22 protein-coding genes and 1 pseudogene are annotated in these 25,333 nt (G+C 68.8%); 10 read left to right on the top strand and 13 right to left on the bottom strand.

Going from position 1 to position 25,333, the window contains the following annotated elements:
- Positions 1-189 precede the first annotated feature (189 nt).
- Positions 190-807, top strand: a complete 618-nt coding sequence (locus ABH915_RS02185; protein WP_018774896.1) for a DUF47 domain-containing protein — start codon at positions 190-192, stop codon at positions 805-807.
- A gap of 4 nt (positions 808-811) precedes the next feature.
- Positions 812-1,826: pseudogene (locus ABH915_RS02180) on the top strand (anion permease).
- Between the two features lie 12 nt (positions 1,827-1,838).
- Here the strand turns inward: ABH915_RS02180 and pstB are convergent.
- The 4 genes from pstB to pstS all read right to left on the bottom strand — a co-directional run bounded on the left by pstB (position 1,839) and on the right by pstS (position 6,037).
- On the bottom strand, positions 1,839-2,618 hold the full coding sequence (pstB, locus tag ABH915_RS02175) for a phosphate ABC transporter ATP-binding protein PstB (protein ID WP_018774898.1): 780 nt from the start codon (positions 2,616-2,618) through the stop codon (positions 1,839-1,841).
- Positions 2,619-2,663: 45 nt separating this feature from the next.
- Entirely contained in the window at positions 2,664-3,773 is a 1,110-nt protein-coding gene (gene pstA / locus ABH915_RS02170) for a phosphate ABC transporter permease PstA (protein ID WP_018774899.1), read from the bottom strand.
- Positions 3,774-4,706 carry a phosphate ABC transporter permease subunit PstC gene (gene pstC, locus ABH915_RS02165; protein WP_370117287.1) on the bottom strand — a complete coding sequence of 311 codons (933 nt, stop codon included), beginning with the start codon at positions 4,704-4,706 and terminating at the stop codon, positions 3,774-3,776.
- 209 nt (positions 4,707-4,915) lie between these two features.
- Positions 4,916-6,037, bottom strand: a complete 1,122-nt coding sequence (gene pstS / locus ABH915_RS02160; protein ID WP_026539481.1) for a phosphate ABC transporter substrate-binding protein PstS — start codon at positions 6,035-6,037, stop codon at positions 4,916-4,918.
- Between the two features lie 260 nt (positions 6,038-6,297).
- On the opposite strand from pstS, the gene ABH915_RS02155 reads away from it, so the two are divergent.
- The 4 genes from ABH915_RS02155 (at position 6,298) to ABH915_RS02140 (ending at position 11,822) form a co-directional block, all read left to right on the top strand.
- On the top strand, positions 6,298-7,425 hold the full coding sequence (locus ABH915_RS02155) for an aromatic acid exporter family protein (RefSeq protein ID WP_026539482.1): 1,128 nt from the start codon (positions 6,298-6,300) through the stop codon (positions 7,423-7,425).
- A gap of 67 nt (positions 7,426-7,492) precedes the next feature.
- Positions 7,493-8,866 carry a DNA repair protein RadA gene (gene radA / locus ABH915_RS02150; RefSeq protein WP_026266683.1) on the top strand — a complete coding sequence of 458 codons (1,374 nt, stop codon included), beginning with the start codon at positions 7,493-7,495 and terminating at the stop codon, positions 8,864-8,866.
- A gap of 147 nt (positions 8,867-9,013) precedes the next feature.
- Entirely contained in the window at positions 9,014-11,170 is a 2,157-nt protein-coding gene (locus tag ABH915_RS02145; protein ID WP_370117283.1) for a copper-translocating P-type ATPase, read from the top strand.
- 16 nt (positions 11,171-11,186) lie between these two features.
- Entirely contained in the window at positions 11,187-11,822 is a 636-nt protein-coding gene (locus ABH915_RS02140; RefSeq protein WP_370117280.1) for a class I SAM-dependent methyltransferase, read from the top strand.
- A gap of 89 nt (positions 11,823-11,911) precedes the next feature.
- Here ABH915_RS02140 and ABH915_RS02135 read toward each other — a convergent pair whose 3' ends face one another.
- Both ABH915_RS02135 and ABH915_RS02130 read right to left on the bottom strand, forming a co-directional pair.
- Positions 11,912-13,114: a fatty acid desaturase gene (locus tag ABH915_RS02135; protein ID WP_370117277.1), complete on the bottom strand. Its 1,203-nt coding sequence runs from the start codon at positions 13,112-13,114 to the stop codon at positions 11,912-11,914.
- A gap of 13 nt (positions 13,115-13,127) precedes the next feature.
- The gene (locus ABH915_RS02130; RefSeq protein ID WP_370117274.1) at positions 13,128-14,207 is read right to left on the bottom strand and encodes a ferredoxin reductase; all 1,080 of its coding nucleotides are present in this window, start codon (positions 14,205-14,207) and stop codon (positions 13,128-13,130) included.
- 97 nt (positions 14,208-14,304) lie between these two features.
- Between ABH915_RS02130 and ABH915_RS02125 the strand changes: the two genes are divergently transcribed.
- Positions 14,305-15,513 (top strand): CdaR family transcriptional regulator, encoded by a 1,209-nt coding sequence (locus ABH915_RS02125; protein WP_026539488.1) that lies wholly within the window; start codon positions 14,305-14,307, stop codon positions 15,511-15,513.
- Between the two features lie 25 nt (positions 15,514-15,538).
- On the opposite strand, the gene ABH915_RS02120 is transcribed toward ABH915_RS02125, so the two are convergent.
- Positions 15,539-16,897: a protein kinase gene (locus ABH915_RS02120; protein WP_370117271.1), complete on the bottom strand. Its 1,359-nt coding sequence runs from the start codon at positions 16,895-16,897 to the stop codon at positions 15,539-15,541.
- Positions 16,898-17,071: 174 nt separating this feature from the next.
- Positions 17,072-18,685, bottom strand: a complete 1,614-nt coding sequence (locus ABH915_RS02115; RefSeq protein WP_370117268.1) for a peptide chain release factor 3 — start codon at positions 18,683-18,685, stop codon at positions 17,072-17,074.
- A 376-nt stretch (positions 18,686-19,061) separates the two neighbouring features.
- Here ABH915_RS02115 and disA point away from each other — a divergent pair, with 376 nt between their 5' ends.
- Positions 19,062-20,138 carry a DNA integrity scanning diadenylate cyclase DisA gene (disA, locus tag ABH915_RS02110; protein WP_370117266.1) on the top strand — a complete coding sequence of 359 codons (1,077 nt, stop codon included), beginning with the start codon at positions 19,062-19,064 and terminating at the stop codon, positions 20,136-20,138.
- A gap of 84 nt (positions 20,139-20,222) precedes the next feature.
- On the opposite strand, the gene ABH915_RS02105 is transcribed toward disA, so the two are convergent.
- Complete coding sequence (locus ABH915_RS02105) at positions 20,223-20,810, bottom strand: hypothetical protein (RefSeq protein ID WP_370117264.1); 588 nt, start codon at positions 20,808-20,810, stop codon at positions 20,223-20,225.
- A 404-nt stretch (positions 20,811-21,214) separates the two neighbouring features.
- On the opposite strand from ABH915_RS02105, the gene ABH915_RS02100 reads away from it, so the two are divergent.
- Both ABH915_RS02100 and ABH915_RS02095 read left to right on the top strand, forming a co-directional pair.
- A complete protein-coding gene (locus ABH915_RS02100; RefSeq protein WP_370117261.1) occupies positions 21,215-22,051 on the top strand; it encodes an A/G-specific adenine glycosylase in 837 nt (278 codons plus the stop codon).
- A 16-nt stretch (positions 22,052-22,067) separates the two neighbouring features.
- Positions 22,068-22,565 (top strand): hypothetical protein, encoded by a 498-nt coding sequence (locus tag ABH915_RS02095; protein ID WP_370117259.1) that lies wholly within the window; start codon positions 22,068-22,070, stop codon positions 22,563-22,565.
- Positions 22,566-22,568: 3 nt separating this feature from the next.
- On the opposite strand, the gene dhaM is transcribed toward ABH915_RS02095, so the two are convergent.
- From dhaM to ABH915_RS02075, 4 genes are all read right to left on the bottom strand, one after another.
- On the bottom strand, positions 22,569-23,240 hold the full coding sequence (gene dhaM / locus ABH915_RS02090) for a dihydroxyacetone kinase phosphoryl donor subunit DhaM (protein WP_370117257.1): 672 nt from the start codon (positions 23,238-23,240) through the stop codon (positions 22,569-22,571).
- Positions 23,237-23,869: a dihydroxyacetone kinase subunit DhaL gene (gene dhaL / locus ABH915_RS02085; RefSeq protein ID WP_026266688.1), complete on the bottom strand. Its 633-nt coding sequence runs from the start codon at positions 23,867-23,869 to the stop codon at positions 23,237-23,239. Before dhaL ends, dhaM begins: the two co-directional genes overlap by 4 nt.
- Before the next feature lie 2 nt (positions 23,870-23,871).
- The gene (gene dhaK / locus ABH915_RS02080) at positions 23,872-24,873 is read right to left on the bottom strand and encodes a dihydroxyacetone kinase subunit DhaK (RefSeq protein ID WP_018774917.1); all 1,002 of its coding nucleotides are present in this window, start codon (positions 24,871-24,873) and stop codon (positions 23,872-23,874) included.
- Positions 24,874-25,027: 154 nt separating this feature from the next.
- The gene (locus ABH915_RS02075) at positions 25,028-25,309 is read right to left on the bottom strand and encodes a hypothetical protein (protein WP_155855834.1); all 282 of its coding nucleotides are present in this window, start codon (positions 25,307-25,309) and stop codon (positions 25,028-25,030) included.
- Positions 25,310-25,333: the final 24 nt, after the last annotated feature.

The following is a 25,333-nucleotide window of genomic DNA, read 5'->3' as shown; positions in this document are numbered from 1 at the left end:
GCCTCGCCCCCGTTTCTTCCTGTTTTCCGCCTGTTTTCGCCTGTTTTCGCCTGCACCTTCACATGCCGCGTCGGGCCGGCCCGGACCCGCAGCGGACGGTAAAGTAATGCGTATGCACCGGTCTCCGTCAAGTCACACGGCTGGCCGACTCCACCCGCGAACCTCCTCCCGGAAGACCGGTGACACCACGTGAAGCTGCGCCTGTTCCCCCAGGAGTCCGCCGGACTGAACCTGCTCTCCCAAATGGCGCACCAGATCGTGCTGGGGACCGGAACACTCTCAGAGATCCTCGGCGCCCCGGCCAGTGAGCATGCCCGGCTGGTGGAGGACATGCACAACCACGAGGCAAAATCGGCGGAGCTGCACTTTGCCCTCCTGACCCACATGCGCACCAGCTTCGTGAACCCGCTGCCGCGCGAGGACATGTACACACTGTCCCGGTTCCTCAACGAGGCCATGGAGAAGCTCGATGCCGCCGCCGAGCTCGTTTCCCTCTACAAGCTCGAACGGCTGCCCAGACGCGCCGCGGACCAGCTGGAAATCATCAGCCGCCAGGCTGAACTCACAGTCGATGCGATGCGGCGGCTGAACAACCTGGACGATCTCGAGGACTACTGGATCGAGATCCTGCGCCTGGCCAAGCGTGCCGAGCGCACGCACCGGGTCTGGGTCGCGGACATGCTCCACGAGATGAAGGCGATGCAGTACGCGCGCAACCGCGACGTCGCGAACCAGCTCGTGGAAGTCACGAAGGACATGCGCCGGATCGCCACCCAGGTGGGCAGCATCATCGTCAAGGAATCCTGACGTGATGCTCTTCTTCCTTGCCCTGGTGCTGCTCTGCGCCGGGGTCTTCGCCTTCCTCAACGGTTTCAGGGACGCGTCCTCGTCGGTGGCGCTGGCCGTGCGGACGCGGTCGCTGACGCCAACGGTGGCGGTGCTGCTGGCGAGCCTGTTCAACTTCATCGGGGCCGCGCTCAGCGCCGCCCTGGCCCTGGCCGTCACCCAGGTGTGGCTGACGCTGCCGAAGGGCACGAACGGCCTGACGATTCTCCTCGCCGCGCTACTGAGTGCCATCCTCTGGGGCCTCTACATGTGGTGGCGCGGCATCCCGGCGTCCTCCACCCATGCCCTGGTCGGCGGGCTCGCCGGGGCGGGGGTCGCGAGCGTCGCCGGCGGCGGGAACCCCGTCACCGGCGTGGACGCCTCGCTCCTGTCCCAGGTGGTGCTCCCGCTGCTGATCTCACCGGTGATCGCCTATGCAGGGTCGTTCCTGCTGGTCTGGCCTGCGGGCTGGGCCGCCCGCTACACGCCGCCCAACGTCGTCAACACCCGCTCCCGGCGGGCTCAGGCGGGTCGCCGCCGGCGCCGTCGCTTTTGGGCACGGGCTGCAGGACGGCCAGCGCATCAGCGCGGTGGTGATCCTGGCGCTGCTGGCGGCCGGGCTCTCCGACGGCGGTTCAGTGCCGGTGTGGGTGGCCCTGCTGACGGCCATCTTGTTGGCGGCGGGAACCCTGGCGGGCGGGTGGCGGATTTCCTACACCATCGGCTACCGGCTGACCCGGATCGACCCCCTGCGCGGATCCGTCGCGCAGATGTACAGCGCGGTGATGCTGCTGGTGGGCGCGATCGGGCTGCACTGGCCTGTCTCCACCACCAATACGGTGACGGCGGCAACCTTGGGCGCCGGCGCCAACCAGTGTTTCCCGGGCACCAACCGCCGGCTGGTGATCCGCATCCTGGGGTTCTGGGTACTGACCCCGATCGCCACTGCCGCCGCCGCGTTCATCCTGCAGTTGGCGCTCTCGACGGTGGCCGGCCTGTAAGGGCGCTGCCGGTTATCCGAAGCGGCCGGAGACGTAGTCCTCGGTGGCCTTCTCGGTCGGGTTACTGAAGATCGTCGGGGTGTCGCCGAACTCGATCAGCTTGCCCGGCTTGCCGGTGCCGGCAATGTTGAAGAAGGCCGTCTTGTCCGACACGCGGGCCGCCTGCTGCATGTTGTGCGTCACGATCACCACCGTGTACTGGTCCTTGAGCTCGTTGATGAGGTCCTCAATGGCCAGCGTCGAGATCGGGTCCAGGGCGGAGCAGGGCTCGTCCATGAGGATCACCTGGGGTTCGACGGCAATCGCGCGGGCAATGCACAGGCGCTGCTGCTGGCCGCCGGACAGTCCCGAGCCGGGCTTGGCCAGACGGTCCTTGACCTCGTTCCACAGGTTGGCCCCCTGCAGGGAACGCTCCACCAGGACATCGGCCTCGCCCTTGGAGATCTTCGTGTTGTTCAGCTTCACGCCGGCCAGCACGTTGTCCCGGATGGACATGGTGGGGAACGGGTTCGGGCGCTGGAACACCATGCCGATCTGGGACCGGACCGTGACCGGGTCGACGCCGGGGCCGTAGAGGTTGTCCCCGTCCAGCAGCACTTCGCCTTCAACCCTCGCACCGGGAATGACCTCGTGCATACGGTTCAGGGTGCGCAGGAAGGTGGACTTGCCGCAGCCTGAGGGGCCGATGAAGGCCGTGACGGACTTGGCGTCGATGTTGATGTTAACGCCTTCGACGGCCAGAAATTTGCTGTAGTAGACGTTCAGGTCCTTGACGTCGATGCGCTTAGACATGGTGTTCCTTCACTTGCTGGAGGTAGGGGCGGCGGGCGCTGTGGCCTAGCGGCCTGTCTTGGGGGCGAAGATGCGGGCAATCAGGCGGGCGCCGAGGTTGAGCAGCATCACCAGGATGATGAGCACCAGGGCCGCGCCCCAGGCCCGCTCGGAGGACGGATCCGGATTCGACGGCGAGGTGGGGTTCAGGATCTGGGTGTAGATGAATGTCGGCAGCGAGGCCATCCAGCCGCTGAACACATTGGCGTTGATGGTGGTCGCGAATCCGGCGGTGACCAGAATCGGCGCGGTTTCCCCGATCACGCGGGCGATCGCCAGGGTGATGCCGGACGCGATGCCGGAGATCGCCGTCGGGAGGACCACCTTGAGGATGGTCCGCCACTTGCGGACGCCGAGGGCGTAGGCGGCCTCGCGGAGTTCGTTTGGCACGATCTTGAGCATTTCCTCGCTGGAGCGGACCACCACCGGGATCATCAGCACCGACAGCGCGACGGCGGCCACGGCACCTGTCTTGGTGCCCGGGCCGACCACCGCGAAGAACGCGGCGGCGGCGAACAGGCCGGCGACAATCGAGGGAATGCCGGTCATGACGTCCACGAAGAACGTGATGGCCCGGGCCAGGGCGCGGTCCTCGCCGTATTCCACCAGGTAAATCGCGGTCAGCAGGCCCACGGGGACCGAGATGAGGGTGGCGAGCACCGTGATGAGCAAGGTCCCCATGAGCGCGTGGTAGATGCCGCCCAGCAGGGGGGCGCCTTCCTCGACCGTCTTGTTGTCGAAGGCGCCGGTGACCCCGTTCATGGACGTGGTGAGGAAACCGGGATCCAGGAGCCCCGGGAGCCCATTGACCAGCACGGTCCAGATCACCGAGAACAGCGGCACCAGGGCAATCAGGAAGGCCCCCACCACCAGGCAGGTGGCCAGCTTGTCCTTGGCCTTGCGGACGCCTTCCACAACCAGGCTCCAGCCCACCAGGCCGGCGGTGAAGAGGATGGCGGAGACGATTCCCCAGCCGAAGGCATTGAAGCCGATCAGCGCGAGGATCGCCGCGCCAAGGATCAAGGCAACGGCCAGGACAATGTACGGCGCGGCCTTGGGCAGTTGGCCCTTGGTCAGCGCCGAGCGCTTGCGTACCGGAGTCAGGGTGGCGGTCATTTAGTTGGCTCCCGAGAATTCTTTGTGCCGGGTGATGATTCCCCGGGCAATCATGTTCACGCCGAGGGTAATGACGAACAGCACCAGGCCCGCGGCGATCAGCGTGTTGACCTTGAGCCCGCTGGCCTCGGGGAAGTTCAGGGCGATTTCGGCGGCGATGGTCTGGTTGCCGGTCTGGATCAGGCTGGCGGTCAGGGCCCCGGAGGACAGCACCAGCGCGACGGCCATGGTTTCGCCGAGGGCCCGGCCCAGTCCCAGCATCACGGCGCTGATGATTCCGGGCCGGCCGAACGGCAGCACGGTCATCCGGATCATCTCCCAGCGGGTGGCCCCGAGCGCCAGCGCGGCCTCTTCGTGCAGCTTGGGGGTCTGCAGGAAGATTTCGCGGGTCAGGGAGGTGATGATCGGCAGGACCATGACAGCAAGCACGATTCCGGCCGTCAGGATGGTCTTGCCGGTAGCGGAGGCGGGACCTTGGAAGATCGGCAGCCAGCCCATATTCCCGGCCAGCCAGTTGTACGACGGCGAGATTTCCTTGGCCAGGAACGCAACGCCCCAGGCGCCGTAGACAACGGACGGGATGGCGGCGAGGAGGTCAATCACGTAGCCCAGGCCGGAGGCGATTTTGCGCGGCGCGAAGTGCGAAATGAACAGCGCGACGCCGATCGCGATCGGCGTCGCGATCACGAGCGCGATCACCGAGGCGATGAGGGTGCCGATGACAAGCGGCCAGATGTAGGTGAAGAATCCTTCGCCGCCCTGGATCTTGTCCCCCGGAGCCACAAGGGCCGGCAGCGCCTGGATCACCAAAAACAGTGCCACGCCGAAGAGCACGACGAGGATCAAACACCCTGCTGCCAAGGTGGCTGCGGAAAAGACTTTGTCACCGGATTGGCCTGCGCCCCGGGACTTGGTCAGGGAGGTGGTGGTCACTTCACGGTCCTTCGGTTTGGATGGGATCCGGGCGGCGGCTGCGGAGGCCTCCGCGGCCGGTGCCCGGCAAATCTTGATCTATGGAACAAACGCGTCAGTTCCCTGCTCCATGGCGGCCGCCGTTGACGGCCGCCATGATGCAGGGAACCTCGATCAGGCTCGTGTTTCCACTATGCCTTTTCCACTTTGCCTCGCGGCGCAGCGTATCCCTAGGCCTTGGCCTTGACGGAGTCGACAGCAGCCATTGCCTTGTCCTGGAGGGTCTTGGACAGCGGCGCCGACTTGGCGGCGTCGGCGGCGGCCTGCTGGCCCGCGTCGGAGGCGGCGTACTTGACGAAGGCCTTGACCAAGTCAGCGGTGGCCTGCGTGTCGTAGGTGGTGCAGACGATGTGGTAGGACACCAGGACGATCGGGTAGGCGCCCGCGACCGTGGTGGTGCGGTCCAGCTTGATGGCGAGGTCGTTGGCATTGCGGCCCTCGACCGGCTTGCCCTGGTCGACTGCCTTGGAAGCTGCCTCGGCGGAGATCTTCGTGAAGGAGTCGCCGACCTTGATCTGCGCGGTGCCGAGCTTGCCGCTGACAGCGGAGTCGTCGGCGTAGGTCACGGCGCCGGGGGTGTCCGTGACAGTCTTGACGACGCCGGAGGTGCCCTTGGCGTTCTCGCCCTTCAGGCTCGCGGGCCAGACGCCGGCTGCCTTGTCGGTCCAAACCTCGGGGGCGACGGCGGACAGGTAGTCGGTGAAGTTGGTGGTGGTGCCGGAGTCGTCAGAGCGGTTCACCGGGGTGACCTTGAGATCCGGAAGCTGGACACCCGGGTTCATGGCCGCGATGGCGGGGTCGTTCCAGTTGGCGACCTCGCCGCGGAAGATCTTCGCAACGGTGGGGGCGTCGAGCTTCAGGTCTGTGATGCCAGGGACGTTGAAGGCCACGGCGATCGGGGAAATGTAGACCGGGATGTCAATGGCTCCGTCGGGACCACACTTTTCCTTGGAGCTGGCGAGCTCTTCATCCTTGAGGTAGGCATCGGAGCCGGCGAACTGGGCCGAGCCATCGATGATCGCCTTGCGACCGGCGCCGGAACCGTCCGGGGAGTACTGCACAGTGGCGCCCTGGTTCGCGGTGGCGAAGTTCGTCTTCCAGACGTCCATGGCTGCGCCCTGGGCGGAAGAACCGATGCCGGTCAGGGTGCCGGTGACCGCAGGGCCAGAGGCAGACGGCGCAGCAGTCTGGGCCGTGTTGGTTGCGTTGTCCGAACCGCAGGCGGTCAGCGCAAGTGCGCCAACGGCGATTACAGCGATAGCCGCGTTGCGGCCGAAGCGGAGAGCCTTCACTGAGTTGTACCCCTTCCAGGGCTGGGAGTGCCGGGCCCGGAGAAGGCCCGCAGGGATGCGTACGGTTTGTACCTCTACCGACCGTAGGTGGCCCAGGTGAAGAGAATTGCGGACCAAAGTGAACGGCCGGTAAACGACGCGGGACTATTGGCTTACATATGCCGGGTAGCCATTGTGTTCTGTGCGTCACAGTCGTATCGGCCGCACAGTGCCCGCGGCCGGTGACGGCCGCCCCCGGGGCAGCAAATAGACTGGAGGGCATGGCCTCCGCGACTGGACTCTCCGCAAGCGCAAGATTCCTGCGCGGCCGGGTCCGCACCGGCTTTGTCCGGAGCCGGAACTCCCTGGTCCCGGCCATCCAGATGACCGCCTGCGCCGTCGGCGCCTACGCGTTCGCAGAATACGTCCTGGGCCATTCCGCGCCGCTGTTTGCCGCCACGTCAGCCCTGATTGCGCTCGGGTTTTCCCGCGACCCCCGGCTGCGCCGCGTCATCGAGGTGGGCATGGGCTGCACGATCGGGATTGTGGTCGGGGATCTGCTGCTGCACTGGCTGGGCTCCGGAATCTGGCAGGCCGCCGTCGTGCTCCTTTTCTCCATCCTGCTGGCCAGGTTCCTGGACAGCGGGACGATCTTCACCACCCAGCTTGGCCTGCAGTCGGTGCTCGTGGTGCTTCTGCCCGCGCCGATCGGGGGCCCGTTCACCCGCAGCATCGACGCCGTGGTGGGCGGGGCGTTCGCGCTCCTGGTGACCATCCTCGTCCCCAAAGATCCCCGGCGTGAACCCCGCAGTGACGTCAAGAAGCTCTTGCACGAGCTCGCCGAGGTGCTGCGGGAATGCGCGTCGGCGCTGAGCTACAGTGACTCCACCCAGGCCTGGCATGCCCTCATCCGGGGCCGGAACTGCCAGCCGCTCGTCGACGCCATGCGCCAGTCGCTGCGCGCCTCCGGCGAAGTGGCAACCCTGGCCCCCGCCTACCGGCGGCACCGGGACGAACTGGACCAGATGGAGCAGTCGCTGGACTACATCGACCTCGCGCTGCGCAACAGCCGGGTCTTTGCGCGCCGCCTGACCAGCGCCATCAACCATGCGGCGCTCTCGGACGAGGCCACCCAGAACATCGCCGAGGTCCTGCAGGAGACGGCCGCCGCCGTCGACGAACTCTCGCTCGGCCTCGCGGAAGTGCACGACGGCGCCCGCCGCGCCCACCTGCGCACGGCCCGGTCCGAGCTGCGGGAGATCGCCGTCCGGCTGCATCCGCGGATGCTGGATGTCCAGCTGCTCGAGGGCGAAACGGTGGTCATGCTGTTCCGCCCGCTCATGGTGGACCTGCTCGAGGCCGCCGGGCTGGATTCCAAGGAAGCCCGGGACATCCTTCCCCCGCTGTAGCTGGTGTAGCTGGCGCGATGGCCCGCCGACGCGGTCCATTGTCGCTGGCCCCCGATAGTGTGGACCAATGGCTACGAAGACTTCCCGGGGGCCGAAGGCGCCCGGCTATAAATGCGCCGAATGCGGCTGGACGACGGCCAAGTGGGTGGGCCGCTGCGGCGAGTGCCAGGCGTGGGGCAGCGTGGAGGAGACCGGCACCGCCGTCGCCCGGACGACGGCGGCCGCCACGGTCCTGGAACCGGCCCGCCGGATCGCCGACGTCGACGCCACTACCGCCGCTTTCCTGCCTACCGGCGTGGATGAACTCGACCGCGTGCTCGGCGGCGGGCTGGTGCCCGGCGCCGTGATCCTTCTGGCGGGCGAGCCCGGGGTGGGCAAGTCCACGCTGCTGCTGGACGTTGCGGCCAAGTTCGCCCGGACGGCCCAGGACGTCCTCTACATCACCGGCGAGGAATCCGCGGCCCAGGTCAAACTCCGCGCAGACCGGATCGACGCCGTGGCCGAATCCCTGTACCTGTCCGCCGAAACGGACCTGGGGCAGGCCCTGGGGCAGGTGGAGAAGCTGGAGCCGCGGCTGCTGGTGGTGGACTCCGTGCAGACCCTTAGCAGCGCCGACGTCGAGGGCAGCGCCGGCGGCGTGTCCCAAGTGCGCGAGGTGGCGGCGTCCCTGATCGCGGCGGCCAAGCGCCGGAACATGACCACACTGCTGGTCGGGCACGTGACCAAGGACGGCTCCATCGCCGGGCCCCGGCTGCTGGAACACCTCGTGGACGTCGTCTGCCAGTTCGAAGGCGAACGGCACTCGCGGCTGCGGCTGCTGCGCGCGGTCAAAAACCGCTACGGGCCCACCGACGACGTCGGCTGCTTCGATCTGAACGAAGACGGAATCGAGGGCCTCGCCGATCCCAGCGGACTGTTCGTCTCCCGGACCAAGGAGCCCGTCTCGGGAACCTGCATCACGGTCACGCTGGAGGGCCGCCGGCCGCTGCTGGCCGAGGTCCAGGCGCTGCTCGCCGAGAGCGCCAGCTCCCAGCCCCGCCGCGCCACCAGCGGACTGGACAGCTCGCGCGTGGCGATGCTCCTGGCCGTCCTGCAGCAGCGCGCCGGCTGCCTGCTGAACAAGGACGACTCCTACGTGGCAACGGTCGGCGGGGTCAAGCTCAGCGAACCCGCCACGGACCTCGCCGTGGCCCTGGCGGTGGCGTCGGCCAAGGCCAGGAAGCCGCTCCCCCAGCGGCTCATCGCCTTCGGCGAGGTGGGCTTGGCGGGCGAAGTCCGCCCGGTGCCCGGCATCAACCAGCGGATCCAGGAGGCGCACCGGCTCGGCTTCACCCATGCCGTGGTGCCGGCCAGCCCCAACGGGCACGGACCGGTTCCGGCGGGCTTCTCCGTCCGCGAGGTTGGCCACCTGGCCGAGGCCCTAGGACTGCTGATCAGCTGAGGTCACAGAGGCCGGGGGACGGCGCCCCGGGATGACGCGAGTTATCGAGGTCCGCCGAATCCTGAAATGGCCCCTTGCCAAGGATACCCCCTGGGGGTATGTTGAGCGTAGCCGCAGATGACTGAGCATCCGTCAGGAGCACGCACCATGGAACACCGGCACAGCAGCCCCGGCGTGGACCGGGGAATCGAGAACCACAGTCCGGGCGGGACGCCGCACGGCAGTCATGCCGTGGGCCCCGCCGCCGACGAGCACACGGTGCACAGCCACGGCCAGCATGCCGGGCACAGCGTCGCAATGTTCAGGAACAGGTTCTGGCTGACACTGGCCCTGGCCGTGCCGGTGGTCTTCTTCAGCCCCATGTTCGCGGAGCTCCTGGGCTACGAGCCTCCCGCCTTTCCCGGCTCAGCGTGGATCCCGCCGGTGTTCGGCACGGCGATCTACCTTTACGGCGGCCGCCCGTTCCTCAAGGGCGGGCTCAATGAGCTGAAAACGCGTACGCCGGGGATGATGCTGCTGATCTCCATGGCCATCAGCGTCGCCTTCATCGCCTCCTGGGCGACCAGCCTCGGCATCGGCGGTGTCGATCTCGACTTCTGGTGGGAGCTGGCGCTGCTGGTCCCCATCATGCTGCTGGGCCACTGGATCGAGATGCGCGCCCTCGGCTCGGCCCAGGGCGCCCTTGATGCCCTGGCGGCGCTGCTGCCCGACGAAGCGGAACGCGTCACGGCCGCCGGCACGGAGACTGTCAGCCTCTCCGAGCTCCGCACCGGGGACACCATCCTGGTCCGCCCCGGCGGCCGGATGCCGGCCGACGGCACCGTCAGCGGCGGCCAGGCCGAATTCGACGAATCCATGATCACGGGCGAATCAAAAACCGTCCTGCGGGCCCCGGGCGATCCCGTGGTGGCCGGCACCATCGCCACGGACAACTCCGTGCGGGTCCGGGTGTCCGCCATCGGCGAGGACACGGCCCTCGCCGGGATCCGGCGCCTCGTGGCCGAGGCGCAGGCGTCCTCCTCCCGGGCCCAGGCCCTGGCCGACCGGGCCGCGGCGTTCCTCTTCTACTTCGCGGCCGGCACCGGCGTCCTGACGTTCATCTTCTGGACCCTGATGGGCAGCGTAAGCGACGCGGTCACGCGCACCGTGACGGTCCTGGTGATCGCCTGCCCCCATGCCCTCGGCCTTGCCATCCCGCTAGTCATCGCCATCTCCACCGAGCGGGCAGCCCGGGCGGGCGTCCTGATCAAGAACCGGATGGCGCTGGAGCGCATGCGGACAGTCGACGTCGTGCTGTTCGACAAGACCGGCACCCTGACCAGGGGCGAGCCGGAGCTCAAGGAGGTCGCTGCCGCCGCGGCCGCCGGCACGGCCGCGGGCACAAACTCTGCCACAGCAACCGGCCAAGCCTCTGCGCAGAATGCGGTGCTGGCACTCGCGGCCGCTGTGGAGGCTGACAGCGAGCATCCCCTGGCCCGCTCAATCGTTGCCGCCGCCCGGGAACGGGGACTGAAGCTTCCGACGGCGGACGGGTTCACGTCCCTGACCGGCCGCGGAGTCCGGGCCACGGTCGATGGCCGCACGGTCCAGGTGGGCGGCCCGGCCCTGCTCCGGGAGCTGGGCTTGCAGGAGCCGCCGGATTTGGCCGCCACCACCGGCGCCTGGCTGGAGCGCGGCGCGGCGGTGCTCCACGTTGTGGACGGCGGCACGGTCCTGGGTGCCGTCAGCCTCGAGGACGCCGTGAGGCCCGAGTCCCACCAGGCCGTCCGGGCCCTGCAGGCACGCGGCATCAAGGTGGCCATGGTCACCGGGGACGCCTGTCAGGTGGCGCACGCCGTCGCCGCCGAACTCGGCATCGACGAAGTGTTCGCCGAGGTCCTCCCCGCCGACAAGGACAAGAAGGTGGCGGAGCTCCAGGGCCGTGGGCCGAAGGTGGCCATGGTGGGCGACGGCGTCAACGACTCCCCCGCGCTGGCACGGGCAGAGGTGGGGATCGCGATTGGCGGCGGCACGGATGTGGCCGTGGAATCCGCCGGCGTGGTCCTGGCCGGCAACGATCCGCGGGCCGTGCTGTCAATGCTCGATCTGTCCAGGGCGAGCTACCGGAAGATGTGGCAAAACCTCGTGTGGGCCACCGGATACAACATCATCTCCGTGCCGCTGGCGGCCGGTGTCCTCGCCTTCGCGGGGATCGTCCTCTCCCCCGCCGCGGGCGCCGTGATGATGTCGGCGTCGACCATTGTGGTTGCCCTGAACGCCCAGCTGCTGCGCAGGCTCAAGCTCAACCCGGCCGCGGTCAGCTGACCTGGTGGAGGCCCCCATGCCGGAAACCACCCGCCGCGAGTCATCCTTCGGGAGATCGTACGCCCGGGTAGGTCCGCGGATGGACGCCCGCGGCGCAGCCGAGCACCGCCGCCGGCTCGTGGCGCCGGCGCACGGCTTCGTCATCGAAATCGGTGCGGGCTACGGGGCCACCTTCCCCTTCTACCCTTCCACGGTGTCCAGCGTGCTGGCCCTCGAACCGGACCCCACGCTCCGTGCGCTGGCCCTCGCCGCCGCCGGCAAGGCGCCGGTGCCCGTCACGGTGAGGGACGGCGTGGCGGAAGCGCTGCCGGCGGCGGATGCCTCGGCCGACGTCGTCGTTTCCAGCTTGGTGCTGTGCAGCGTGGCGGACCCGTCCGTGGCCCTGGCGGAGGTGGTCCGGGTCCTGCGCCCCGGCGGCCTGCTGCTGTTCTACGAACACGTCCGCTCCGCGCACCGCCTGCTCGGGGCAGCCGAAGACCTGCTCACACCGCTGTGGGCCCGGCTGGCAGGCGGATGCCACCCGAACCGTGACACCGCCGCCATGATCGCCGGGGCCGGCCTGAGCGTGCAGGGCATCGAGCGCTTCGGTTTTTCGGTCCTTCCCGGCAACCCGCGGCTGGCCCACGTCCTCGGTGTGGCGGGCAAATCCTGACCCAGCCCCGGCACGACGAAGAGGGACGCCTGCCGCGATGGCAGACGCCCCTCTCATAATTCCGCTCCGGCTGAGCCGGCCTGGGTTGGCTAGGCCTTCTTCGGAGGCAGGGCCAGCTTGAAGATCTTGGCCCACGTGGAGCCGACCTGCTTCAGCAGCGGACCCGTGGTGTACGGCAGTCCGTAGCGCTGGCAGATCTCCTGTACCTTCGGCTGGACCTCCGCGTAGCGGTTTGAGGGCAGGTCCGGGAACAGGTGGTGCTCAATCTGGTGCGAAAGGTTGCCGGTCATGAGGTGCATGAACTTGGAGCCGGAGATGTTGGCCGAGCCAATCATCTGCCGCACGTACCAGTCGCCGCGGGTCTCGCCCTCCACCATTTCCTCGGTGAAGGTGTCTGTGCCTTCGGGGAAGTGGCCGCAGAAGATCACTGCGTGTGCCCACACGTTGCGGACGGCGTTGGCGGTCAGCGTGCCGTAGAGGGCCTGCTTGCCGGAACCGGTCAGCATTGCGACGGCGGGAGTGGCGGCGTAGTCCTTGGTGAACTGCTTCAGGGCCTTGCGGCCGAGGGCTTTCAGGTCCTTGGTCAGGGCTTCCTTGGACTTCCGGCCCTCCTTGTAGTCAACCAGTTCGAGGTCGTAGATCGCGATGCCCCACTCGAAGACGGGTGCCAGCAGCGCGTTGTACAGCGGATTGCCCAGGTTGAACGGCTTCCATTCCTGGTCCGGATCCATCCGCAGCAGGTTGTATCCGATGTCGTTGTCCTTGCCGACCACATTTGTCCAGCGGTGGTGGAGGTCGTTGTGGGTGTGCTGCCAGGAGCGCGCGGGGGTGACGAAGTCCCATTCCCACGTGGTGGAGTGGATGTCCGGGTCCCGCATCCAGTCCCACTGCCCGTGCAGGATGTTGTGCCCGAGTTCCATGTTTTCCAGGATCTTGGCGAAGCTCAGCAGGGCGGTGCCGGCGATCCAGGCCGGTTTCTTCTTGCTGACCAGGAGCAGGGCACGGCCGGAGAGCTCCAAGCCGCGCTGGATCTTGATCATGCGGCGGATGTAGGCGGCGTCGGCGGATCCGCGCTTGGCGAGGATGTCATCCTTGATGGCGTCGAGTTCGCGCCCCAGCTCCGCCACTTGCTCGTCGGAGAGGTGGGCGGCCGCGGGCGGACGCAGCAGCGGGCTGCCGGTCTCGGCGAGGGCGCCGGGCCGCGTCTTCGCGACCGTGACGACCTTTGCTGTGTCGGCTGAACCGCTGGTGTCGGCGTCGGAAAGGTCCGGTTTGTTGGAAACAATCGTCATGCGGTGATACTCCTCAGAGGTCGAGGTTAACGGGGCCGGCGGCTGCCGACACGCACGTCTGGATTAGTTGGCCGGGCTCGCCGTGCACTTCGTTGGTGCGAAGGTCACGGACATGGCCGGCCCGCAGCGGGATGAGGCAGCTGTGGCAGATGCCCATGCGGCAGCCGCTGGGCATCAGGACGCCGGCGTCCTCGCCGACATCGAGCAGCGGGGTGTCGCCGTCGGCCTCGACTTCACGGTCGGAGGCCTCGAACGTGACCAGTCCGCCGTCGTGCCCGGCGCCGCCGGCGAGGCTGGTGCTGAAGCGTTCGATGGTCAGAGTGCCCGAGCTGGCCGCGGCCTGCTGCGCGTCCTCCGCTTCGGCCTCCCACAGTGCCTCGGCGTCGTTGAGGAAGCCTTCCGGGCCGCAGGCGTAGGCGGCGCGCTGGCGCCAGTCCGGGCAGAGCCGGTCCAGGTCGGCGGCTGAGGTGAAGTCCAGCCGTCCGCTCTCCGCGGTGAACCAGTGCGTGACGCGCAGGTTCGGGAACTGGTCGGCGAGCTCGGCGAGTTCTTCACGGAAGATGGTGTCCGCGGCGGTGCGGGCGGTGTGGATCAGGACGACGTCGGAATCCGGGCGGTGCGGAACGAGCGTGCGGATCATCGACATCACCGGGGTGATCCCGCTGCCGGCCGTGAGCATGAGCAGCGGACGCGGATGCTCGGGAAGGACGAAGTCGCCCTGCGGGGGCGCCAGGAACAGGACGTCGCCGGGCTTGGTGCCGCGTACGAGTGCCCCGGAGACGGCGCCCATGTCAGTCACGGTGATTGCCGGGTCCTGTCCGGCGGGGGCGCTCAGAGAATAGGACCGCCAATGGCGGACACCGTCGAGCTCGACGCCAATACGGGCCCACTGGCCGGCAAGGTGTGCTTGCCAGCCGCGGCCGGGACGGAAGAAAATGGTGGCGGAATCGGCCGTTTCTGGAACCACCCTGGTGACCACGCCGCGCAATTGGCGGGCGGAAAACACAGGATTGAACAGCGACAGAATGTCTTCTGGAGCTAGTGGGGTGGTCAGTAGAGATGCGGCGCGCGCCAGCTTACGGAGCCGGATCATTCATCAAGCTTATGTCAGATTGCGCCATACTTCTTCACCCAAGGCATACGATCGACTCAAGAAAACTATCCCGCCGCAACAACTCATCGGACTGTCCATGAACATATCCCCTGCCCGGGAGCCTGCCGGCCCCGCCCCCGCCTATGATCCTCCCTGGCTGGCCCTGCCGCGGGAGGTCAGCGACATGCTGCGTCCGCGGATGCCCGGCATTGTCGAGGCCATCATCGAGGCCGTCCCGCAGCTCGTCCCGGCGTACGCCAGGCCGATTGAGGGGCGCTTCGGCAGGGGGCTGCGCAGGGGTGTGGCCGCGGCGCTGGACCGGTTCCTGCAGCTGCCCGGGACCCGGCTGCCGGCGTTGTCCGAGGAAAGCCGGGAGCTGGTGGCCGGGCTGGGCAGCGGCGAGTTCCGGCAGGGGCGGAGCATGGACGCGCTCCTGAGCGCCTACCGGATGGGCGCCCGCGTGACCTTCCGGGAGATGTCCAAAGTCTCGGTGGAACACCATCTGGGCCAGGGCGTCGTGGTGGATCTGGGCGAATCGATCCTCGCGTACATCGATGAGCTGTCGGCGGTCAGCGCCGAGGCCTACGCCTTTGAACAGTCCGAACGGGCCGGAGCGGTGGACCGGCGGCGCACCGAACTGCTGGACCTGCTCCTGCTCGGCCAGGCCGACGAGGCGGCCCTGCGCCAGACGGCGGCGATGGCGGACTGGTCCCTGCCCCAGCGCATGGCGGTGGTGACGCTGCCGCTGGACCGGGCAGCCGGGCTGCGGCTGCGCCTGGGTCCGGGCACCCTTGTGATTGAGCGCGAGACCGATGTTGTGGCCCTGGTGCCGGCGCGGGTGTCGCGCTCCGCCCGGGACGACCTGGACCGTGCCCTGAAGGGGCGCGGCGCTTCCGTGGGACCGGCCGGGGGCTGGGAGAGGGTTCCGGACTCGCTGCGGCTGGCCGTGCTGGCGGCCGCCGCGCTGCCTCCGCGGGAGGGGCCGGACGATCCCCCGATCTGGGCCGACGAGCACCTGGCGCAGGTGATTCTCGGCGCGGAACCCTCGGCGATCACCGAACTCGCCAACCGCCGGCTCGCGCCGCTGGAAGGGCTCCGGCCCGCCCAGCGCGACCGTCTCGCCGAAACCCTGCTCTCCTGGCTGCGCCACTGGGGCCAGCGGGCGCCCGTGGCCGCCGAGCTCGGGATCCACCCGCAGACCGTGGGCTACCGGGCAGCCCAGCTGCGCGAGCTCTTCGGCGACGCCCTCGAGGATCCAACGGCGCGCTTCGAACTCGAACTGGCCCTGCACGCCGGCCGGCGGTAGGCCAGCCCGTCAGGCGGACCGCAGGTTACCCGGCCAGCACCCGCCGGCTGTGGAGGCGCAGCTCCAGGTCGTGCATCACGAGCGCCGCCAGGTCCTCCAGCGCAGCAGTATCCTCATCGCTGAACTCGCGGGGCTCACGGTCCAGGATGCAGAAGGTGCCCAGGTTGTAGCCGTCCGGAGTGCGCAGCGGCACCCCCGCATAGAACTGCAGGCCGAACTCGCCTGCCACGAGCGGGTTGGAGAGCGTCCGGGGATCGTTGATGGCGTCCCGGACAATCCAGGCATCGCCCTGCAGGACGGCGGAGGCGCACAATCCGGGGTCCCGGCCGATTTCCGTGACGTCGGTGCCGTGGTGGGACTTGAACCAGATGCGGTCATGGTCCACAACGCTGACAATCGCCACCGGCACCGAGAACATGCGTGCGGCCAGCGCCGCGATCCGGTCAAAGGCGCCGTCCGCGGGAGTGTCCAGGATCCGGTACCGCTCGACCGCCTGCATGCGCCCTTCTTCGTCGGTCAACAGCGCGGCCGGGTCCCGGCGGCGGCGTCCCGTGCCGTTGATGACTTCCTGGCGCAGGGCCAGTGACACTTCCCGGGCCGGCGGGCGGGCCGCAGGATCCCTGTCCAGCATGGAGGTCAGCAGGGCCGCCCACAGGGGCGCGATGTCTTCGGGGATGTCCGGGTCGTGGAGCAGCCGGGCCAGGGCGGACTGTACCGGCGCGCCGGGGTATGCCATTTTCCCGGTCAGGCCTTCCAGCAGGACCAGCCCCAGCGAATAGACGTCGCTGGCGGGGCCGGCCGGTTCGCCGGCGGCTTGTTCGGGGCTGAGGTAGGCCGGGGTGCCGGAGCTGTCATCGGGGTCGCCGTGGTGGCCTTCGCGGATGGTGATGGCCACGCCGAAGTCGCTCAGTTTGGCGCGCGGGCGCCGGTCCTCGACGCTGTAGTCCACGAGCAGGATGTTGGCCGGCTTGACGTCCCGGTGGATGATGCCGTGGTGGTGGATATGCGCAAGACCGTCGGCGAGATCGTGTCCGATCAGCGCCATGTGGGCTGCTGACAGCGGGCCCTCGGCCGAGCGGCGGCGGAGGTCCGGGCCGCGGACGAGTTCCATCACCAGGTAGCTGAGCCGGCGGGTCGGATCGCTCAGGTCCGTGCCGGCGTCGAACAGTGTCACGAGGGCGTGGTGGGCCATCCCTGCCAGGATCCGCACTTCATCGCTTTGCCGGCGGGTCCGTTCTTCGTCCACCGTGCCGTCGCGGAAGAGTTTGACAGCCACTTCGCGTCCCAGGGCTTCGTCCGTGGCACGGTATACGCTCGATTGGCTGCCCCGGCCAATGAGTTCTTCGATCCGGTAGCGTCCGCTGAGCAGGAAACCGGGGTCCATGGTTGTCAAAGGTCTACGTGGTCCCTCTAATGGGGCCGCCGCTGGAATCGGGCGGATCAGTCCAAAGCCGGAAAACAAGCCCCGGCACCCGCATCGTAAGCAAGCTTACTTATCATAACGCGGAAACAGGATTACGGAAGACTTCCCAGGAGTCTTTCGGTCCGCCGCCTTGCGCTACTTTGCGGGGTTGTGGGTCCCGATCGGCACCAGGGTGAGGTCGGGGTGGTTCTTTTCGATCCGGCGCAGGGCCCAGACGTCGTTGAACAGGGCCAGGTATTCCCCGTCGGAGCGCAACAGGACTTCGGCGCCGGGGACGTTGGCCAGCGCCGGCATGGCGTCGGCGGTCGAGATCCGGGCCATGGAGTATGGGAGCCGTTCCAGCCGCATCGGGGCGCTGAAGTCGTGCGCCATGCGGTCTTCGACCACCTCGAACTGCATGGGGCCGACGGCGGCAAGCACGGGCGCCTGGTCGCCGCGGATGTCGGAGCGGAGCACCTGGATGACGCCCTCGTGCTCAAGTTGTTCGATGCCGCGGCGGAACTGCTTGAACCGGCTCGGGTCCTTGGAGCGCGCCACCTGGAAGTGCTCCGGGGCGAACAGCGGGATCGCCGGGAATTCCACTGGCTGGTCCAGGAACAGGCTGTCCCCCACCCGGAGGGAAGAGGCGTTTACGAGGCCCACCACATCGCCCGGGAAGGCCTCGTCGATCACCTCGCGTTCGCGGCCGAAGACCTGCTGGGCGTACTTGGTGGCGAAGGACTTCCCCGTCCGGGTCTGGGTGACCACCATCCCGCGCTCGAACATGCCGGAGCACACGCGGATGAAGGCAACGTGGTCGCGGTGGGCCTTGTTCATGCCGGCCTGGACCTTGAAGACGAATCCGGCGAACGGGGCATCCACGGGGCGTGGGTCGCCGTCGACGTCGGGCCGCGGGGCAGCGGGCGGGGCGAAGTCGACGAGGGCGTCGAGGATTTCCTTGACGCCGAAGTTCAGCGCGGCCGAGCTGAAGAGGATCGGCGTCGCCTTGCCGGCATGGAAGGCCTCGACGTCGAACGCCAGGTTGGATTCGATGACCAGCCCGGCCTCGTCCACGGCGTTGGACCAGTCGTCGCCCTGGCTGGCGGCGGCCTCGTCGGGGCTGAAGTACTCGGTGAGCGCGATGTTGGCGCCGGCGTTGTTGCGCTTGAACTGCGCGAAGCGGTCATGGCGCAGGTCCCAGACGCCGCGGAAGTCGCCGGAGATGCCAACGGCCCAGGTCAGCGGCATCGGCTGTAGGCCGGTGCGCTCGGTGATCTCGTCCATCAGGGCCAGGGCGTCCAGGCCGGGCCGGTCCCACTTGTTGATGACAGTGATGATGGGCAGGTTGCGCTGCTTGCAGACCTCGAAGAGCTTCATGGTCTGGGTTTCCAGGCCCTTCGCGGCGTCGACCAGCATGACGGCACAGTCAACGGCCGCGAGCACGCGGTAGGTGTCCTCGGAGAAGTCGGCGTGGCCCGGGGTGTCCAGGAGGTTGATGACGGTGTCCCGGTAGGCGAACTGCAGAGCGGCGGAGCTGATGGAGATGCCGCGGTCCTTTTCCATCTGCATCCAGTCCGAGACCGTCTCCTTGCGGTTGGCCTTTCCGCTGGAGGCGCCGGCCGTGCCGATCACCTTCGCGTGCAGCGCCAGGGCCTCCGTCAGCGTGGATTTGCCGGCGTCGGGGTGCGAAATGACCGCGAAAGTCCGGCGCCGGGCCGCCTGCTTGTGAATCTCCTGGACTCGGGCGGGGCTGAGGACTTCTTGAGACACGATGCTACTTTCGCTGCGGCAGTGGACGGGTCACGGCGCGGAGAGCCCGCGGTACACCCAAGGATCCAAGTTTATCGCAGGCCGCGGACCGCGGACGAAGCGGCGGCCGGAGCGCGCATGAAGCTGCCGGAGGCCGGCGCACGAGGCGGCGGCCTCCCGGCGCCAAAATGCCGTCCCGGGCGGCCCCCGGGACAGCCCTTCCGGCGACCCGCGGCGGCACGCCATAATGGACCACTTTAAGGCTTGCCTGTGCGGAAGTGGCCACGCTTTACCCCTATCATGGGGAGAGCGGGGAACTGAGTACTTTGATCCTGCCGGGAGACCCTGGAATCCGGCGCACTTGCAGGCTCGTCCCTGCACCTTTGAAGGGAAATCTATGGCTCGGAGCCCTGAAGATGCGCTCAAGGCGACCCTGGCCAGGGTGGCACCGGGCACAGCCCTCCGCGACGGCCTGGAACGCATCCTCCGCGGCCGGACCGGCGCTCTGATCGTGCTTGGCATCGACAGGACCATCGAATCCATCTGTTCGGGCGGCTTCGAGATCGGCATCGACTTCTCCCCCACCCGGCTGCGGGAACTGGCGAAGATGGACGGCGCCATCGTCTGCGACAAGGATGCCAGCAACATCCTGCGCGCGGCGGTCCAGCTCGTCCCGGACTCGAGCATCGAAACGCAGGAATCGGGCACCAGGCACCGGACCGCGGAACGCGTGGCCATCCAGACGGGCGTCCCGGTCATTTCGGTCAGCCAGTCAATGCAGATCATCGCGCTGTACGTGCACGGGCTGCGCCACGTCCTGGAGGGCTCCGAGAAGGTCCTGGCCCGCGCCAACCAGGCCCTGGCAACCCTGGAACGCTACCGCTCGCGCCTGGACCAGGTCACCAGCTCGCTCTCCGCCCTGGAAATCGAGGCCATGGTCACGGTCCGTGACGTCGCGGTCACCCTGCAGCGCCAGGAAATGGTGCGCAGGATTTCCGAGGAAATTTCCCAGTACGTCCTGGAACTGGGCGAGGACGGCCGCCTGCTCTCGCTGCAGCTGGACGAGCTCACCGTGGGCCGCGGCCCAGGCAGCGACGTCATCATCCGCGACTACTCCGGGGCGGCCGCAACAGCGGAGGACATCGACAAAGCCGTCAAGGCCCTCGTCAGCCTGGGCCCAACCGAGTTGATCGACCTGGGCAAGATCGCCGGGATCGTAGGCTTCGCCGGCGGCGAGGCCAACCTCGACGCCGTCGTGCAGCCGCGCGGCTACCGTCTGCTCTCCGGGCTCAAGGCCGTGCCGAAGGCCGTCGCCGACCGGCTCGTCGACCACTTTGGCGGCCTGCAGTTCCTGATGGCGGCAACGATCGATGACCTCATGACCGTGGACGGGATCGGTGACCAGCGCGCCAGGACCGTCAGGGAAGGCCTGAGCCGCATGGCCGAGGCCAGCCTGCTGGACCGCTTCCTCTAACCCGCTCCAAAAACGATTGCTCCGTAGGCGCCCTTTTGAGCGCCCAAAACGGCACCTACGGAGCATTCGACGGGGGTTCCCGGGTCAGTTGAGCTGGAACACGGCCTTGGGGCTGTTCTTGTTCGCCAGCCGGGCGGTGAAGACGTAATAGGCGCCGCCGGCACCGGGCGTGGCCTCGACGGGCTCGCAGCCCTGCACCGTGCGGTTGCGCTGCCACGGGAAGTTCGCCGTTTCGCTCTTGCCCGGAGCAATGGTCTTCATCAGGTCCGCGCTCTCCGCCTGGCAGTCCCTGGAGGAGAAGATCCGGTCCGAGCCGCTGGTGATCATGTACTCCATCTGCGACGTTCCGAGGTTGACCTCGCACGGCATCTTGTTGTTGTTGGTCACCGTGAGGCTCAGCAGCGGCTTCTCACCGGCGGCATAAGCCGGTTTGTCGGTGGCAGCAGTAACGGTGATCAGATTCTGCTCGCAGCCCTCGCCCGATGTGGCCGTGGGTGAGGCCGACGCCTCCCCGGACGCCGTGGGACTCCCCGACGCAGAGGCAGCCGGGCTGGCCGCCGGTGCAGCTCCGGCCCCGGACGACTGGGCGCCGGTTGGCTGGCCGCCGCCCATGGCATTGGAGACCGCCACAAAGCCGCCGAAGGCCACGGCGATGACGAGCAGCAGAACCACCCCCGCAAACAGCCGGCGGCGGCGGTAGACCCGGCGGAGCGGGGGCCGTCCGGATGTGCGTCCGGATTGTCGTGGGGCCGAAGCTTTCGGCCGCGAACCGCCCGTACCTGAAGTGCCTTGCCTGACCATACTTCCAGCCTAGAGAACCGCGCGGGCTATGGCGCCCGACCACGCCGCGGGACCTGACGCCGTCCCGATCCGTTACCCCGATCTATTACGCTGAATGGATCGAAACTCTAACCCCAACGCCCCCAGTATCCGCCGCGGCACCGCGGGCACCCCTGCCCACCGGGGCGCCCGCCCGCGCCGCCAATCTCCCTGCCCTGCATGCGGCCCTGGATGACTGGTTCACGGCCAACGCCAGGGAACTGCCGTGGCGGGCCGCGGAGTGCACGCCCTGGGGTGTGCTGGTCAGCGAGGTGATGCTCCAGCAGACGCCTGTGGTCCGGGTCCTGCCAGTCTGGGAGGAGTGGCTGCGCCGCTGGCCCGAACCGGCCGATCTGGCCGGCGAACCCGCCGGGGAGGCCGTCCGGTCCTGGGGCCGGCTCGGGTATCCGCGGCGCGCCCTGCGCCTGCACGCTGCCGCCGTCGCCATCAGGGACAGCCACGACGGGGCCGTCCCCGGCACCTACGCCGAACTCCTGGATCTGCCCGGCGTGGGCAGCTACACGGCCGCGGCCGTCGCCGCGTTCGCCTACGGACGCCGCGAAATCGTGGTGGACACCAACATCCGCCGGGTCCACGCGCGGCTGGTCAGCGGCTCGGCCCTGCCGGCTCAGGCCCTGACCGCCGCCGAAATGCGGCTGGCGGCGTCGCTGCTCCCGGACCGCCCCGGCGCCTCGGTGCGCTGGAACGCCGCCGTCATGGAACTCGGCGCCCTGGTCTGCACTGCGCGGGCCCCCAAGTGCGGCCAGTGCCCTGTCCGGGAGTCCTGCGCCTGGCTGGCGGCCGGCGAGCCGGCGCCAACGTACACGCCCAAGGGACAGGCCTGGCACGGCACGGACCGGCAGGTGCGCGGCGCCGTGATGGCCGTCCTGCGGGCAGCCGAGGAGCCCGTGGCGCCGGTCCTGTTCCACCAGGCCCCCGCTGACCTGGGCTTCGAACCGCAGGGCATCGGTATCCCGCTCGCGGCCCTGCACCGGCTCAACGCGGCCCCCGAGCAGCTGGAACGGGCGCTGGCCGGCCTGCTGGGCGACGGCCTCGCCGAACTGCACCAGGGCGGCTTCCGGCTCCCGGGCTGAGGATCTACGCTGGAGCATGCGCAAGCTGACGGCCGCGGCCGTGCTGGTCCTCACGGCAGTTCTGGCTGTCTCGTGCCGGCCGGAGGCCGCCTGCCCGGCGATCGCGCAGGCGCCCGTTGTGTCGCTCACGGTGGACCGGGAGTACGCCCCGTCAGTGCGGGCCGTCCACCTGGCCGCCTGCCAGGACGGCCGCTGCAAGGAGGCGGACCTCGACCTGGTTCCCGGAAGCACGACCGTGGACCAAGGCTGCGAGCCGGGCCCCTACGGCGGCGACGGCGTCTGCTCGGCCACTTCTTCGCCCGATGGCACCCTGACCGGCATGCTGATGATGGAGACGCTGAGCGCCAGCCGGATCGAGGTGACGGCCACCGGCACGGATGCCGCCGGGAACCCGCTGCCGGCCCGGACCGCGGCGTTCACGCCCCGGGCGGCGCACCCGTTTGGTGAGCAGTGCGGAACCTTCATTACCGCCAGTGTGGTGCTCGACGCGGCCGGCCTCCGCCAAGCACCCTAGCGCCTACGGTTCTCCGAATCCCGAGCCGACCAGGCGTTCCAGGTAGCCGACCGCCCTGGCGGCGTCCGGGCCGCTGGCCTCCACGTGCAGGACGGTTCCCTTTCCGGCGGCAAGCATCATGAGCTCGGTCATGGAAGCGCCATCGGCGCCGTTCACGGTCACCTCGGCGTCCATGCCGGACAGGCCGCCGGCGATCTTCGCTGCCGGCCGGGCATGCATGCCGGCCTGGTTGACGAGCTCAAAGTCCCCGGTGGCGTCCGGCGGCTGCTGGTGCACATGCCCGGCCTCCGCGGGATGGGCCGGGGGCCGGTAGACGGCCTCGGCCGCGTCCTTCACCGCCGCCGCTTCGGCCCCTGCCTGCGCAGCCACAGCGGCCGCGACAAGTCCTTCGACGAGGGGCGCATCAGCAATCAGCACCGAGCCCGGGTCGGCTGCAAACTCCGCAGCGGACTCGGCCGTCATCACCGCGGAGCCGAGGTCGGCGAGCACCACCACACCGTCACCGGCAGCCTGCTCCAGGGCCGCCATCACCTTGTCCAGGCTCGTGCCGATGCGGCCGTCGTCGGTGCCGCCGGCGGGCAAGATCAGGACGTCGGGAGCCATCTGCGCGGCGAGCTCGGCGGCGCCGTCCGCGATCTTGGAGCTGTGCGAGACGACCACCAGCCGGACTGTCATTCGGCCGCTCCGGCCGCGGCGCGCAGAATCAGCGCGCTGGAGACCGCTCCGGGGTCGCGGTGGCCGATGCTGCGCTCCCCCAGGTAGCTGGCACGTCCCTTGCGGGCGAGCATCGGATCCGTGGACACGGCGCCGGCCTCGGCGGCCTCCGCCGCGGCAAGCAGCACCTTCCGGACGTCACCGTCGCCGTCGCCAGCCGCAGCGGCGGCCGCCTCAATCGCGGGCGTCCACGCGTCCACCATGGTCTTGTCCCCGGATTCGGCCTTGCCGCGGGCCACGATCCCGTCGCGTGCGGCCTGCAGTGCGGCAGCGAGAGTGGCGGCGTCGACGTCGGAGGCCTCACCCAGCGCCGTGGCGGCCCGCAGGAACGCCGTGCCGTAAAGCGGGCCGGCCGCCCCGCCGACCTTGGACATCAGCGTCATGGCGGTCAGTTTCAGGGCCGCGGCCGGGGTTTCCGGCGGCGCCTCGGCAAGCTTGTCCATCACGGCCTTGAAGCCGCGGTCCATGTTCTCGCCGTGGTCCGAGTCCCCGATCGGCCGGTCCAGCTCGATCAGTTCCACCCGGTGCTCCGCCATGGCCTGCGCCGAAAGCGTCAGCCACCGCACCGCCCAGCCGACGTCCAAGCCCACGGTCAGACGCCCCAGCGGAGGGCCGGAGTGTGCACGGGAGCGTCCCAGAGTGTTGTCATCTCGTCATCGAGGCGCAGGACAGTGATGGAGCAGCCCTGCATTTCCAGGGACGTGATGAAGTTGCCCACGAGGGAGCGGGCCACGGTGACGCCCTGCTCGGCCAGTTTCTGCGCGGCCCGCCGGTAGACGATGTACAGCTCGCTTTGCGGGGTGCCGCCCATGCCGTTGACGAACAGGAGCACCTGGTCCCCGGAAGCGAGGCCGAGGTCGCTGACCACCGGGTCCAGGAGCCGGTCGGTGATGCCGTCGGCGTTTTCCATTGGGATGCGGTGCCGACCCGGCTCGCCGTGGATGCCGATGCCGATCTCGATCTCGTTTTCCTCGAGCTCGAAACTGGGCACCCCGGCATGCGGGACGGTGCAGGCAGACAACGCCACGCCCATGCTGCGCACGTTCTGGTTGACGCGGTCACCGATCGCGGCGACGGCGTCCAGGTTGTCACCCCGCTCGGCGGCCGCACCGGCGATTTTCTCGACCAGGACGGTGCCGCCGACGCCCCGGCGCCCGGCCGTGTACAGCGAATCCTGCACGGCGACGTCGTCGTTGACGAGCACGGTGCGGATCTCGACGCCTTCGGCCTGCGCGAGTTCGGCGGCGGTTTCGAAATTCAGGACGTCACCGGTGTAGTTCTTCACGATGTGCACGACGCCGGCGCCGGAGCTTACGGCCAGCGTGGCCGGCAGGATCTGGTCCGGGGTGGGCGAGGTGAACACGGCGCCCGGGACGGCGGCGTCGAGCATGCCCATGCCCACGTACCCGCCGTGCAGCGGCTCGTGTCCGCTGCCGCCGCCGGAGACGAGCCCGACTTTCCCGGCCACGGGGGCGTCCTTGCGCACGATGTATTTCGGGTCCGGAAAGACGGTCACGAGGTCGGCGTGAGCAAGCCCGAACCCTTCCACTGACTCGTCGACCACGGCTTTGGGATCATTGATGAGTTTCTTCATGGCGGTGCTCCCTGGATGGTGTCCTGGCTGCTTGCTTAGACCCTACTACCGGGGCACGGCCGGCGGTAGGCTCCCGATTCCTCCGCCCGGGCCCCCTGGCGGGCTGCGAATCCCGGGGCGGCGGGGTCGGCCGCGCGTGCCGGACTCCGGCGCTTCAGGCTTGTTGGTCGGCCCACGCCGGTGAATGCGGCCAGGCGTCGACGCCCAGCCATGAGAACGGCGGCGCGGCGAGCCGGCCCTTGCGGGTGCGGGACGTGGCCGGCGGTACTGACGCGGCAGATACCGGTCCGGCGGTTTGCCCCGTCACGGGAGCGCCGGTGCCGGGCGAGGAGCGCGTGGCGGGTTCGGGCGGCAGCGCTTCCAGCGGCTGGTCCGGCGGCCCTGCCGGTGCGCTGGCGATCGGCCTGTGGATTGCGGAGAGATCGGGAAAAATCACGTCTTTGTGCAATTTTTTTGCCTC

It is taken from the genome of Arthrobacter sp. MW3 TE3886 (assembly GCF_041262145.1).
GTDB lineage: Bacteria > Actinomycetota > Actinomycetes > Actinomycetales > Micrococcaceae > Arthrobacter.
The sequence above is the reverse complement of the archived record's forward strand: the minus strand, read 5'-3'. Positions and strand labels throughout refer to the sequence as shown.

Excerpts from the sequence above, each read along its gene's own strand:
- ABH915_RS02145 (WP_370117283.1), top strand. The coding sequence starts at position 9,014 with ATGGAACACCGGCACAGCAGCCCCGGCGTGGACCGGGGAATCGAGAAC.
- ABH915_RS02155 (WP_026539482.1), top strand. The coding sequence starts at position 6,298 with ATGGCCTCCGCGACTGGACTCTCCGCAAGCGCAAGATTCCTGCGCGGC.
- pstA (WP_018774899.1), bottom strand. The coding sequence starts at position 3,773 with ATGACCGCCACCCTGACTCCGGTACGCAAGCGCTCGGCGCTGACCAAG.
- ABH915_RS02130 (WP_370117274.1), bottom strand. The coding sequence starts at position 14,207 with ATGATCCGGCTCCGTAAGCTGGCGCGCGCCGCATCTCTACTGACCACC.
- disA (WP_370117266.1), top strand. The coding sequence starts at position 19,062 with ATGGCTCGGAGCCCTGAAGATGCGCTCAAGGCGACCCTGGCCAGGGTG.
- ABH915_RS02140 (WP_370117280.1), top strand. The coding sequence starts at position 11,187 with ATGCCGGAAACCACCCGCCGCGAGTCATCCTTCGGGAGATCGTACGCC.
- pstB (WP_018774898.1), bottom strand. The coding sequence starts at position 2,618 with ATGTCTAAGCGCATCGACGTCAAGGACCTGAACGTCTACTACAGCAAA.
- dhaK (WP_018774917.1), bottom strand. The coding sequence starts at position 24,873 with ATGAAGAAACTCATCAATGATCCCAAAGCCGTGGTCGACGAGTCAGTG.
- ABH915_RS02095 (WP_370117259.1), top strand. The coding sequence starts at position 22,068 with ATGCGCAAGCTGACGGCCGCGGCCGTGCTGGTCCTCACGGCAGTTCTG.
- ABH915_RS02120 (WP_370117271.1), bottom strand. The coding sequence starts at position 16,897 with ATGGACCCCGGTTTCCTGCTCAGCGGACGCTACCGGATCGAAGAACTC.
- dhaM (WP_370117257.1), bottom strand. The coding sequence starts at position 23,240 with ATGACAGTCCGGCTGGTGGTCGTCTCGCACAGCTCCAAGATCGCGGAC.
- ABH915_RS02125 (WP_026539488.1), top strand. The coding sequence starts at position 14,305 with ATGAACATATCCCCTGCCCGGGAGCCTGCCGGCCCCGCCCCCGCCTAT.
- radA (WP_026266683.1), top strand. The coding sequence starts at position 7,493 with ATGGCTACGAAGACTTCCCGGGGGCCGAAGGCGCCCGGCTATAAATGC.
- ABH915_RS02135 (WP_370117277.1), bottom strand. The coding sequence starts at position 13,114 with ATGACGATTGTTTCCAACAAACCGGACCTTTCCGACGCCGACACCAGC.